13 protein-coding genes and 1 pseudogene are annotated in these 10,738 nt (G+C 63.7%); 6 read left to right on the forward strand and 8 right to left on the reverse strand.

The genetic code is table 11. From position 1 onward, the window contains the following. Nucleotides 1–100 precede the first annotated feature (100 nt). The 3 genes from EN750_RS05950 to EN750_RS05960 all read right to left on the reverse strand — a co-directional run bounded on the left by EN750_RS05950 (nt 101) and on the right by EN750_RS05960 (nt 1,053). Nucleotides 101–445, reverse strand: coding sequence for an antibiotic biosynthesis monooxygenase (locus EN750_RS05950; RefSeq protein WP_127383493.1), 345 nt, complete (start codon nt 443–445; stop codon nt 101–103). After that, the gene (locus tag EN750_RS05955) at nt 442–774 is read right to left on the reverse strand and encodes an NIPSNAP family protein (RefSeq protein WP_013528650.1); all 333 of its coding nucleotides are present in this window, start codon (nt 772–774) and stop codon (nt 442–444) included. The genes EN750_RS05950 and EN750_RS05955 overlap by 4 nt, the downstream gene beginning before the upstream one ends. A gap of 63 nt (nt 775–837) precedes the next feature. Further along, nucleotides 838–1,053, reverse strand: coding sequence for a DUF1127 domain-containing protein (locus tag EN750_RS05960; RefSeq protein WP_127395886.1), 216 nt, complete (start codon nt 1,051–1,053; stop codon nt 838–840). Between the two features lie 68 nt (nt 1,054–1,121). Here EN750_RS05960 and EN750_RS05965 point away from each other — a divergent pair, with 68 nt between their 5' ends. Further along, nucleotides 1,122–1,796 carry a winged helix-turn-helix domain-containing protein gene (locus EN750_RS05965; RefSeq protein WP_127395879.1) on the forward strand — a complete coding sequence of 225 codons (675 nt, stop codon included), beginning with the start codon at nt 1,122–1,124 and terminating at the stop codon, nt 1,794–1,796. Nucleotides 1,797–1,808: 12 nt separating this feature from the next. Here EN750_RS05965 and ligD read toward each other — a convergent pair whose 3' ends face one another. Further along, nucleotides 1,809–4,322: a DNA ligase D gene (ligD, locus tag EN750_RS05970; RefSeq protein ID WP_127395880.1), complete on the reverse strand. Its 2,514-nt coding sequence runs from the start codon at nt 4,320–4,322 to the stop codon at nt 1,809–1,811. A gap of 12 nt (nt 4,323–4,334) precedes the next feature. Continuing rightward, on the reverse strand, nt 4,335–5,204 hold the full coding sequence (locus EN750_RS05975; protein ID WP_127395881.1) for a Ku protein: 870 nt from the start codon (nt 5,202–5,204) through the stop codon (nt 4,335–4,337). A 378-nt stretch (nt 5,205–5,582) separates the two neighbouring features. Here EN750_RS05975 and EN750_RS05980 point away from each other — a divergent pair, with 378 nt between their 5' ends. From EN750_RS05980 to EN750_RS05985, 3 genes are all read left to right on the forward strand, one after another. Then, a complete protein-coding gene (locus tag EN750_RS05980) occupies nt 5,583–5,723 on the forward strand; it encodes a hypothetical protein (protein ID WP_013528645.1) in 141 nt (46 codons plus the stop codon). A 2-nt stretch (nt 5,724–5,725) separates the two neighbouring features. Continuing rightward, nucleotides 5,726–5,851, forward strand: coding sequence for a hypothetical protein (locus tag EN750_RS41455; protein WP_281062269.1), 126 nt, complete (start codon nt 5,726–5,728; stop codon nt 5,849–5,851). Between the two features lie 126 nt (nt 5,852–5,977). Then, the gene (locus EN750_RS05985) at nt 5,978–6,364 is read left to right on the forward strand and encodes a DCC1-like thiol-disulfide oxidoreductase family protein (protein WP_281062270.1); all 387 of its coding nucleotides are present in this window, start codon (nt 5,978–5,980) and stop codon (nt 6,362–6,364) included. Nucleotides 6,365–6,407: 43 nt separating this feature from the next. On the opposite strand, the gene EN750_RS05990 is transcribed toward EN750_RS05985, so the two are convergent. The 3 genes from EN750_RS05990 to EN750_RS06000 form a co-directional block, all read right to left on the reverse strand. Beyond that, the gene (locus tag EN750_RS05990) at nt 6,408–6,791 is read right to left on the reverse strand and encodes a DUF1850 domain-containing protein (protein ID WP_127395883.1); all 384 of its coding nucleotides are present in this window, start codon (nt 6,789–6,791) and stop codon (nt 6,408–6,410) included. Further along, on the reverse strand, nt 6,788–8,893 hold the full coding sequence (locus EN750_RS05995) for a TRAP transporter permease (protein ID WP_127395884.1): 2,106 nt from the start codon (nt 8,891–8,893) through the stop codon (nt 6,788–6,790). Before EN750_RS05995 ends, EN750_RS05990 begins: the two co-directional genes overlap by 4 nt. 86 nt (nt 8,894–8,979) lie before the next feature. Beyond that, nucleotides 8,980–9,939 (reverse strand): TAXI family TRAP transporter solute-binding subunit, encoded by a 960-nt coding sequence (locus tag EN750_RS06000; protein WP_127395885.1) that lies wholly within the window; start codon nt 9,937–9,939, stop codon nt 8,980–8,982. 259 nt (nt 9,940–10,198) lie between these two features. Between EN750_RS06000 and EN750_RS06005 the strand changes: the two genes are divergently transcribed. Together EN750_RS06005 and EN750_RS40495 are read left to right on the forward strand one after the other, a co-directional pair. Beyond that, complete coding sequence (locus EN750_RS06005; RefSeq protein ID WP_127267556.1) at nt 10,199–10,567, forward strand: YciI family protein; 369 nt, start codon at nt 10,199–10,201, stop codon at nt 10,565–10,567. A 7-nt stretch (nt 10,568–10,574) separates the two neighbouring features. Then, nucleotides 10,575–10,738: pseudogene (locus EN750_RS40495) on the forward strand (RNA polymerase subunit sigma-70); the annotation flags it as partial.

Genomic DNA, 10,738 nt, shown 5'->3' on the forward strand with positions numbered 1-10,738 from the left:
GTTCCAGCGGAGTGAGACGTTGGCGTTCCCTGGAACACCCCTCATCCGTCGCCTGCGGCGACACCTTCTCCCACAGGGGGAGAAGGAAGAAACTTGCCACTCACCCATTCACCGCCCGGCTATCCCTAGGCGCCTCGTCCCTCTCCGTCAGCCCATAATCCCTCACCACATGGGCGATGCGCAATCGGTAGCCGGTAAAGATACCGCCACGGCCGGCCTTCTGCGCCTGCCGGTGTTCCTCGGTGTTGCGCCAGGCCTTCACGGCTTCCTCGTCGCGCCAGAATGACAGCGACAGGATGCGGTTCGGATCGGCCAGGCTCTGGAAACGCTCGATGGAAAGAAAGCCGTCGATGCCGTCGAGCAGTGGACGCAGGTCCGCGGCGATGCTCAGATAGGCGTCGCGCCGGCCTTCCGCCGGCTCGACTTCGAAGATGACGGCAATCACGGCAGCACCAGTTTCGCGTGCGGGCCTGAGGCCAGTTTCAGGAACATGCGATCCTCCTTCAGGATGAATCTCTCGCGCTTGGCGAATTCGTAGTTTGCCTTGCCGGCGGGATCGGCGGCAAGCCGGGCGCGATAGGCTTCGTAGGCCGCCAGGCTCTCGATGTTGTAGGCGGCATACGCGGTCGTCGCCGAGCCCTCATGCGGCGCGTAGTAACCGATCAGATCGGCGCCGCAGCGTGGAATGGCCTGGCCCCAATTGCGCGCATACTCCTCGAAGGCCGCCTTGCCGAACGGGTCGATCTCGTAGCGGATGAAGCAGGTGATGGTCATTGTGGTCTCCTTGGGGTGCGTCGATAGTTCGAGCGGCATCGAAACGTTGTGTCGTCTGGTCTGCTAGGGCTGCCAGAAGGACTTCGCGCATTCGCGGCGCACGTCTTGCCGCGCTAGCCCAAGATCGCGCAGCTGATGATCATCGATCTCGGCAAGGTCCAGACGCTGCAAATGGCGGTCATACCAGCGGGCCAGCTGCCGCGAACGCAGCCAGCTGACGAACGGGAAGAATTGACGGCTGGGGAGCGGGGCTGAGGGGAAAGCGGTTCGTTCGGCCATCATCGTCTCCTTGATCTCACCTGAGAATAGTGATTATCTGACAAGAACGCTTCGATGAGGAACGAACTATGCGTGAAGGACCCGACATCGCCCGCATCGCCAGCCTGGTCGGCGACCCGGCACGGGCAAACATGCTGAATGCCCTGATGGGCGGCACGGCGCTGACGGCGAGCGAACTGGCGCTCGAGGCCGGCGTTTCGCTGCCGACCGCCAGCTCGCACCTGGGCAAACTGATGGAAGGTGGGCTGCTCACGGTGGCGAGCCAGGGCCGGCATCGCTATTACGGCCTCGCCGGACCGCAGGTGGCGGGCATGATCGAAGCCATCACAGGCGTCGCGGAAGCCGTCGGTCCAAGGCGTGTGCGCCCGGGTCCGCGCGATGGCGCCATGCGCGTGGCGCGCGTCTGCTACGATCACCTCGCCGGCGAGCAGGCGGTGGCGATGCTCGATCGGCTCGTCGCCAAAAACGTATTGGTCCGCGACGAACAGGAGATCAGGCTCGGGCCATCGGCGGCTTCGCATTTCGCGGCGATAGGCATCGACGTTTATACCAAGCCGCGCCGGCCGGTGTGCCGCGCCTGCCTCGACTGGAGCGTGCGCCGTTCGCACCTCGCCGGCACGCTGGGCGCCGCCATCCTCGAGAAGATCCTGGCCGAGAAATGGGCGCGCCGCGAGAAGGACAGCCGCGCGGTGATCTTCTCGCCGCCGGGTAGACAGGCGTTTGAGAGGGTGTTTCTGTCCTGAACGGGCGAAGCGTTAACCCCGCCTCAGAGCCTTGCCCTGCTTAAAGAAATCCGACCACGGATCGGCTTTCGCCAGCTGTTTCAGCGTAGTCTTGTCGCCGATCGGGAAAGCGTTCGGCGCCAAGCCGGCCTCGATCTCTGGCCACGTCACCGGCATCGACACCGTGGCGCCCTTCTTGGCGCGTGACGAATAGGGCGCGACCGTCGTCGAGCCCCTGCCATTGCGCAGATAGTCGACGAAGATCTTTCCCGTACGCGCTTTTTTCGACAGCGTCGCCGTGTAGCGGTCGGGGGCACCCTGCTCCAGCGCACGGGCAAAATCATGGGCGAAGGTTTTGACCTCCTCCCAATCCGACGCTGGTCTCAGCGGCACCATGACGTGAAAACCCTTGCCGCCCGAAGTCTTGACGAAATTCGGCAGCGACAGCTCGTCGAGCTTGCCCCTGATATCGAGTGCCGCCTCGCGGACCGCTTTCACGTCGACACCTTCATCGGGATCGAGATCGAAGATGATCTGGTCGGGCTTTTCGATCTCGTCGATCGTGCACCCCCAGATGTGGATCTCGACCACGCCATACTGGACCAGTGCGGCGACACCATCGAAATCCCGGATGTACAAGATCTCCTCGCCGTCAGTCGGATCCTTCATGCGCGCGATCTTGTCGCTCATACCGGCCGAGGCATGTTTCTGGAAGAAACGCTGGCCACCGACACCGTCCGGCGCCCGCACCAGGCTGAGCGGCCGGTTGACGACAAACTGTTCCATGCGCGGCCAAACCTGCGCGTAATGGTCGAGCAGGCCCTGCTTGGATATGTTTTCGTCCGGCCACAGCAGCTTGTCGGGATGCGAGAGTTTTACCGTGGTCGTCATCGATCCGGCGGCTTTGCCACCCGATGCCGGCTTGGCCGTGCTCTTGCCTGTCGATGGCTTGCGTGTCGACGCTTTGGGCTTTTCCTGCACGACTTCCTCCGCCGGCTTGTCCTCGCGCAATCCCTGGAACGAGGCGTGGCGTATTATACGGTCCGAGGTCCAGCTGCGAAACTCCACTTCGCCGACAAGTTCGGGCTTGACCCAGACCAGGCCTTTGCCCTTCGGCACCGCGGTGGAGAAGGGCGATGTTTTTGCCGTCAATGCATCGAGTTTTGCCTTCAGCTCGTTGGCGCCCTTGCCGGAGAAACCAGTGCCGACGCGGCCGGCATAATGCAGCTTGCCGCCCTCGTGGAAGCCGACCAGGATCGAGCGCAGGCCGCGCCCGGTCTTGTCCGACGGCAGATAGCCGCCGATGACGAATTCCTGCCGCGCCGTGCATTTCGACTTCACCCAGGTCGGGCCGCGGCCGCTGCGATAGGGTGCATCGGCACGCTTGGAGACGACGCCTTCCAGGCCCATCCGGCAGGCATGCTCCAGCATGATTTTGCCGGGTTCGGAAAAGTGGTCGCTGAAGCGGACCGCCGGATTGTCGGACTGCTTGCCGAGCAAATCCTGCAAGGCCTGCTTGCGCTCGACCAGCGGCTCGCGCCGCAAATCCCTTCCATCGAGGCGCATCAGATCGAATACGTAATAGATGAAGCGATTCGTCCGCTTCGCCGACAGATCCTGCTGCAACAGCGCGAAAGACGAGACGCCGCTGTCGGCCAGCACGACCACCTCGCCATCGATGATGGCGTCGCTGCACTTCAGCCCGGCCAACTCCGCGACGATCTCGCCGCCGAACTTCTTCGTCCAGTCGAGGCCGGTCCGGGTCAGCAGCCGCACGTCGGTGCCGGCGATCTGTGCCTGCATGCGATAGCCGTCGAACTTCACCTCATGCAGCCAGTCCTTGCCCGGCGGCGCATCGCGCTCCAGCGTGGCCAGCTGCGGCTCGATGAAGTCGAGGCGTTTGCCGGGTTTCGCTTTGCCGGCGGCCGGCTTGTTGGAATGCCAGACCTTCGGCTTCTCACCCTTCGCGGTCTTGCCCTCGCCGACCTCCTCGATGGTCAGGCCCGACTTCACCGATTCCGGCGCCTCCTTGAGGATGTCCTCGCCAGGACGCGCTGCGGCATCGTCCGACTTGATCAGCAGCCAGTTATCGCGCTTTTCACCCGCACGCGGCTTCAGTCGCACCAGATGCCATGCCCCATGCAGCTTGTGTCCCCTGAGCTCGAAGCTGATATGGCCCTTCTTCATCGCCTTGGCCGGGTCGATCTCGGGGGTCCAGGTGCCCTCGTCCCAAACGATGACCGAACCGCCGCCATATTCGCCCTTGGGAATGGTACCCTCGAACGGTGCATACTCTAGCGGGTGATCCTCGACATGCACGGCCAGTCGCTTCTCATGCGGATCAAGGCTCGGGCCGCGCGTCACCGCCCAGCTCCACAGCACGCCGTCATGCTCGAGCCGCAGGTCGTAATGCAGCCGCGTCGCGGCATGCTTGTGGATGACGAAGATGCCGCCCGCGCCGCCCTGCTTGGTCCGGGCGACCTTGCCGGCCGGTTCGGCGGTTTTCTTGAAATCGCGCTTGGAGTGATATTGTTCGAGGCTGGCCATCCGTTGGGTTCCTCAGGCCGATTTGCGTTTGGGCGCGCTGGCTTTCGGCTTGGCGCGTTTGGCCGCCGGCTTGGCTTTCGCCGACGAAGGCTTTTTCGATGATCCGGAATCTGACAGGCTCTTCTTCAGCGCGTCGAACAGATTGACGACATTGGAAGGCTTGGGCGCCGCCTTGGCCTTCGGCGCCTTGTGGCCAGCCTTCTTGGCGCGGATCAGCTCCAGCAGCGCGTCCTCGTATTTGTCGTCGAATTTCGAGGGATCGAACTTCGTCTTCTTCTTGTCGATGATCAACTCGGCGAGGTCGGTCATCTCCTGATCGGTCTTCACCGACTCGATGTCGCCGAAGACGGTGTCCTGCTGGCGCACCGTGTTGTCGTAGCGCAGCGTCGTCAGCACCATGCCTTTGCCGAGCGGCTCGATAACCACCGGCCGTTCGCGTCGGTAGAGCACGAGACGCGCCAACCCGGCCATCTTCTTGCCCGCCATCGCGTCGCGAATGACGGCGAACGCTTCTTCCGACACCTTGTCGGCCGGGGCGACATAATAGGGCGTATCGAGATAGATCTGCTGGATCGAAGCTTTGTCGACGAAACCGTCGAGCGCCATCGTGTGCGAGGATTCGATCTGCACCGCCTCGATCTCGTCTTCCTCGATATGGATGAAATCGCCATCGTCGAGTTCATAGCCCTTGATCTCGTCATCCTCCCCCAGAGGCTTGCCGGTTTCGGCATCGACATAGAGGCGCTTCACCGTGTTGCCGGTCTTGCGGTTGAGAATCCGAAACGAGACCCGCTCCGTGTGGGTGACGACATTGGTGAGTTCGACGGCACAGGTGACCAGCGAAAGCTTTAAATAGCCTCTCCAGGCCGGACGCGGCGCCATGATATCTCCCTTCCACAACCAGATGAAGGTGAGAACGGACAGACCGCGCTCCAGTTCCGCGCTCACGGACCGATCTGGATGCCAAGGGCGCGCCCGAGGCCTTATGGCCGCCAGCACCTGAATTTCGCGGGCGCGGCAAAAGTTGAAACAGAACCGCGCGCGCGCGACATTCAAACGAAACATATGTGATGCAAAAGTCACATTGGCCGGAATGCCGACGAACTGCACCGAAAGACCCCGAATCAGCCGCAATCCAGCCACGAAGCGAGGCATTTTCGACCAGATATTAACATCACGTTCACCGACTATTCACGCCTCGACGCTATGATGACCGCAATTCGGAAGGGACATCCGAAAATCGGGACAGGGACAAGGGTAATGAACTTCCTCGCGCACCTCATCGGCTATGCCGCCGCCATCCGCGAATTCGTCGCGCCGACCTATCGGCCCGAGCGCTATTACATGCGCGGGCCCGGCCCTGCTTGCGCCCGTCGCGGCAACTCGCTGGGCGCGCACTGATCATGGCTTTCGAAAATCGCCACGACAGCAGGATCTGCAGGCCGGCCGCCTCTATCCGCGCCACCACCTATCGCGCCGAGCGTCCCGCTCTCGCCGACAGGCGCCGTGCGACATCGCCACGGCTTTGATACCGACGCTGGCCGGCTTAGTGTCATAGGACACGAGCAGCCGAGGCCAGCGTGACCGACCATTCCCAACCCAGTCGACCCCAGTCAAATCGTCCCTCCGGAACAACTCTCGACGCACGCCATCGATTGATCGTTTTCGATGGCGTCTGCGTGCTCTGCTCAGGCTTCGTGCGCATGGTGGTCAGGCTCGATCGCCAAGGCCGTTTCCGCTTCGCCACCGCGCAGTCGCCCTTCGGTGAAACGCTGTTTCGGAAGCATGGACTGCGCACGGACTCTTACGAAACCAACCTCGTCCTGATCGACGGCGTCGCCTTCACGCGGCTCGACAGCTTCGTCGCTGTCATGGCGGAACTCGGCTGGCCCTGGCGGGCGGCAAAAACGCTGCTGCTGCTGCCGCGCCCGCTGCGCGACTGGCTCTATGATCGCGTTGCCAGGAATCGCTACGCGCTGTTCGGCAGGAAGGACAGCTGCGAGGTTCCTTCTCCGGAGCTGCGCGAGCGGTTCCTTGACTGAGGATGTGGCTGCTGGAGCCGCCGCTCAGCGCATTGATCGGGCGCTATCGCGGTTGGCTCGAACCGGTGGATTCGCACGGCTTCAGCACGATCGCGTCGCCGGCCCTTTTGCCCAGTTCCCTGCAGCCTTGAACCGAGCACAGCGTCCAGCCGTCGCCGGTTGCGCCGGAGGCGGCGAGTATGACGCGCCGCTGTGGGCCGACCGTGGGCGTATAGGCCCACCAGCTATTCTTCAGCACCGCGCCTTCCGATGGCTCCATGCCGGCGCCCGAGCCCTTGACCCGCGCCTCGACCAGCTGCAGGCCGATAGGCGTGACCTTCCAGTCTTCCTCCCAACGCGTCCGTTCCACCGAATGCGTCCAGGACAGCGTAAAGGCGGCGACGGAGAACGTCACCATCTTGCCGGCGGCCAGGATGCAAAGGCTCATGTTTTGACTGAAGCCTGCCGCGCACGAAAGCAGTGCCAGCCGATCCAGGCCAGCGCCAGCGCCCAGCCGGCCTCGTCGGTCAGCGGTACCGCGGCGACCAGAAGCACGCCGGCGGCGAAGGCAAGCAGGCGTTCCCACCCCGCCATGCGGCGGGCGAGAAAGCCGACGGCGGCGGCACCCCACAGCACGATGCCCATGCATGCCTTGGCGACGATGTAGGCGACCTCGACGGGATAGCCGAACTGGGCGGCGATCGGCCCGGCGTCCTGCAGCATCAGAGCCGGCGTGTAGACCGCCATGAACGGCACGACGAAGCCGGCAATGGCGAGTTTAGTCGCCTGGATGCCGATCTTCAGGCCACTTTCCCTAGCCATGGGTGCCGCGGCAAAGGCGGCCAGCGCCACTGGCGGCGTCAGATCGGCCATGATGCCGAAATAGAAGACGAACATGTGGCTGACCAGCAGCGGCACGCCGAGTTCCAACAGCGCCGGCCCGGCCAGCGACGAGGTGATGATGTAGTTGGGAATGGTCGGGATGCCCATGCCGAGCACCAGGCAGGTGAGCATGGTCAGCAACAGCGACAGGAACAGATTGTTCTCGCCGATGGAGATGATCCAGCCGATGAAGGTCGAGGCGATGCCGGTCAGCGTCAGCGTGCCGATGACGATGCCGACGATGGCGCAGGCAATGCCGACCGGCAGCGCGTTCTTCGCCCCTTCTGCGAGAGAGTCGACACAGATTTGCAACGTCTCGCGGCCGCCCCTGAACGTGAAGCAGGCGACGACCAGTGCGGCGATCACCAGGCCGAGGAGGTTGACGCCGAACTTCATGAACGAAGCGGCGGCAAGCCCGAGCGCTATCCAGAAGACGATGCGGAAGGCGAGCGGTCCGATCGCTGCTGCCAGCGGCGTGCCGAGGATGAGCACGATGGTCAGCGCCAGGCCCATCGTGCCGGCGAAGATCGGTGTATAGCCGGCAAACAGCAGGTAGATCAGGGCTGCCAGTGGCAGCACCAGCGGCCAGTGTTGCCGCACCGCGTCCCATGGATTGGGCAGCTCCGCTTTGGCCATGCCGTGCAGCCCGGCCTTGCCGGCTTCCAGATGCACCTGCCAGAAGCACGCGCCGAAATAGAGCAGCGCTGGGATGATCGCCGCCTTGACCACATCGGCATAAGGCACGTTCAGCGTCTCGGCCATGATGAAGGCGACCGCGCCCATCACCGGCGGCATGATCTGGCCGCCCATGGAGGAGGTCGCCTCGACGGCACCGGCAAAGGCCGAGCGGAAGCCGAAGCGCTTCATCAGCGGGATGGTGAACTGGCCGCTGGCCACCACATTGGCGACGCCCGAGCCGGAAATCGTGCCCATCAGCGCCGACGACAGCACGCAGACCTGCGCCGGGCCGCCGCGCCACGTGCCGACAAGGCCGAGCGCGAAATCGTTGAACAGCGCGATCATGCCGGCGCGTTCGAGAAAGGCGGCAAAGACAACGAAGATGAAGATGTAGGCGGCCGAGACATAGATCGGCGTGCCGTAGATGCCTTCGGTGCCGTAGGCGAAGGTGTCGACCAGCTGGGCGAAATCATAGCCGCGATGGACGAGCGGCGGCGGCAGATGGTTGCCGAAAAAGCAGTAGGCGAGAAAGATGAAGGCGATGATCGCCAGCGGCAGCCCCATCAGCCGCCGCGCCGCCTCGAAGACCAGCACCACCAGCACCGCGCCGACGATGAGATCCGGCGTGGTCAGGAAGCCGGAGCGGCGGATGAGGTCGGTGTAGAACACCCAATTGTACAGGCCGGTGCCGAAGCCGAGCGCGCCGAGCGCCCAGAACGCTGCTTTGGCCGGCATGCTCTTGGCGCGCAGGTTGGCGATCAGGCCGAAGCCGAGCAGCAGCAGGAAGCCGACATGCATGGCCCGCACCACCTGGCTCGGAATGCTGCCATAGGCGGCGACATAGATCTGGAACACGGAAAAGGCGACGGCGATGAGAAAGGCGGCCTTGCCGGCGATGCCGTCGCCGAAGCCGGGTGGCAGTCCTTCGACTTGTTCTTCGACGGCAGGCAGATGGAAGGTGGCGGATTTGCCGTCGGTTATTTCGCTCATCCGACGCACTCCAAAGCAAGCGAATTGTAGCGCCAGGCGCCCCCCTCTGCCCTGCCGGGCATCTCAGATAGCCGAGCCATGCTCCGCTATTTCAACAACCCCTTCTCCTTGTAATAACGCTCAGCGCCGGGGTGCAGCGGCACCGGCATGCCGGCGAGCGCCTTGGCCGGGTCGATCGCCTTGGCGGCGGCATGGGCCGCGGCCAGTTGGTCGAGATGGTCGAACATCAGCTTGGTCATCTGATAGGCGGTTTCGTCGGAGACATCGGCGCGGGTGATGAGGAAATTGCCGACGGCGGCGGTGGCGACATCCTCGCTCTGGCCCTCATAGGTACCCTTGGGAATGACCACCGAAAGATAGGGCGAGCCGATCTTCGCAACATCCTCGGCCGGCACCGCCACGACATTGATCGGCACCGAGGTGGCGAGGTCGCGGATCGAGGCGACGCCGAGCCCGGCCGATTGCAGCGTGGCGTCGAGCTGCCGGTTCTTGATCAGCTCGACCGATTCGGCGAAGGGCAGGTATTCGACTCGGCCGAGATCCTCGTATTTCAGCCCCGCGGCGGCGAAGATCGCGCGCGCATTGAGTTCGGTGCCCGACGCCGGTGCGCCGACCGACAGGCTCTTGCCCTTGAGGTCGGCCAGCGTCTTGATGCCGGACTCCTGGCTGGCGACGATCTGGATGTAATTGGGATAGATGGCGGCGATGCCGCGCAATTTGTCGAGCTTGCCTGGGAAACCGGCCTCGGCATTGCCTTCGGCGGCCATCTTGACGGAATCGCCGAGCGCAAAAGCGATCTCGCCCTTGCCCTGCTGCAGCAGATTGAGGTTTTCAACCGAAGCCTTGGTCGCCTGCACCTGGGTGCGCGCGCCTTCGATGCCCTTGCCGTAGATTTCCGACAACGCCACGCCGAGCGGATAATAGACGCCGGATGTGCCGCCGGTCAGCACGTTGATGAATTCCTGGGCTCCTGCCGACACAGCGCCAAGGCCAAGTGACAGCGCCACAGCGCCGGCTGCAACAAGTTTCGTTCTGAAATGAAACATCCGATTTCCCTCCCTGAAATATCGACGACCGCACCGCCTCCCAGGTGCGAACCGGGGCGAGTTTAGACAGTGGGCCGGAAATGCCAACCCGCAATTGTGCTCGTTAGACGAACGGTTGAGAGATCGGGAAGCAGATGGCGGCTTGCACAAAAATCCGTCGGAGCGGAAAGTTTTTCCGCAGCCTGTCGAAATCGTGCGCTGCTGCGCGACATACGTCCGGCTCGCAACGACGCGGCCTTCGAAACAACGGGAGAAGACCATGCGATACATGATTTTGATTTACGCCGACGAAGCCGCGATGGCGAATGCCCCGGCCGAGGCGACCTACCAGATGAGTGCCGCCTATGGCGCCTATACTGAGGCCCTGAAGAAATCCGGCGCGTGGCTGGCCGGTGACCGGCTGCGCCCGAGTCAGGCGACCACCTCGGTTCGGGTGGCTGGTGGCAAGACCAACGTCCTCGACGGCCCCTATGCTGACACCAAGGAGCAGCTTGCAGGCTTCTACATGATCGAGGCCGCGGATGCCGACGCCGCGATCGCCTGGGCGGCGCGCTGCCCGGCGGCCAGCGCCGGCACTGTCGAGCTGCGGCCGATCTGGGAACTGACCGAGTACCTGTCTGAGAAATGACGATGTGATGGACAGTCGCTCCGAGACCGCCCGGGCGGCCGCCGAGGCTGCCGCCCGGCAGAGCTACGGCAAGCTGGTCGCCTGGCTCGCTGCGCGCACGCGCGACGTGGCCGCCGCCGAGGACGCGCTGGCCGATGCCTTTGCCGCCGCCCTCGAGCGCTGGCCGCGAAC

This window comes from Mesorhizobium sp. M7A.F.Ca.ET.027.03.2.1, from assembly GCF_003999175.1.
Lineage (GTDB): Bacteria > Pseudomonadota > Alphaproteobacteria > Rhizobiales > Rhizobiaceae > Mesorhizobium.

Excerpts from the sequence above, each read along its gene's own strand:
- EN750_RS05955 (WP_013528650.1), bottom strand. The coding sequence starts at position 774 with ATGACCATCACCTGCTTCATCCGCTACGAGATCGACCCGTTCGGCAAG.
- EN750_RS05960 (WP_127395886.1), bottom strand. The coding sequence starts at position 1,053 with ATGGCCGAACGAACCGCTTTCCCCTCAGCCCCGCTCCCCAGCCGTCAA.
- EN750_RS05965 (WP_127395879.1), top strand. The coding sequence starts at position 1,122 with ATGCGTGAAGGACCCGACATCGCCCGCATCGCCAGCCTGGTCGGCGAC.
- ligD (WP_127395880.1), bottom strand. The coding sequence starts at position 4,322 with ATGGCCAGCCTCGAACAATATCACTCCAAGCGCGATTTCAAGAAAACC.
- EN750_RS05975 (WP_127395881.1), bottom strand. The coding sequence starts at position 5,204 with ATGGCGCCGCGTCCGGCCTGGAGAGGCTATTTAAAGCTTTCGCTGGTC.
- EN750_RS05980 (WP_013528645.1), top strand. The coding sequence starts at position 5,583 with ATGAACTTCCTCGCGCACCTCATCGGCTATGCCGCCGCCATCCGCGAA.
- EN750_RS41455 (WP_281062269.1), top strand. The coding sequence starts at position 5,726 with ATGGCTTTCGAAAATCGCCACGACAGCAGGATCTGCAGGCCGGCCGCC.
- EN750_RS05990 (WP_127395883.1), bottom strand. The coding sequence starts at position 6,791 with ATGAGCCTTTGCATCCTGGCCGCCGGCAAGATGGTGACGTTCTCCGTC.
- EN750_RS05995 (WP_127395884.1), bottom strand. The coding sequence starts at position 8,893 with ATGAGCGAAATAACCGACGGCAAATCCGCCACCTTCCATCTGCCTGCC.
- EN750_RS06000 (WP_127395885.1), bottom strand. The coding sequence starts at position 9,939 with ATGTTTCATTTCAGAACGAAACTTGTTGCAGCCGGCGCTGTGGCGCTG.
- EN750_RS06005 (WP_127267556.1), top strand. The coding sequence starts at position 10,199 with ATGCGATACATGATTTTGATTTACGCCGACGAAGCCGCGATGGCGAAT.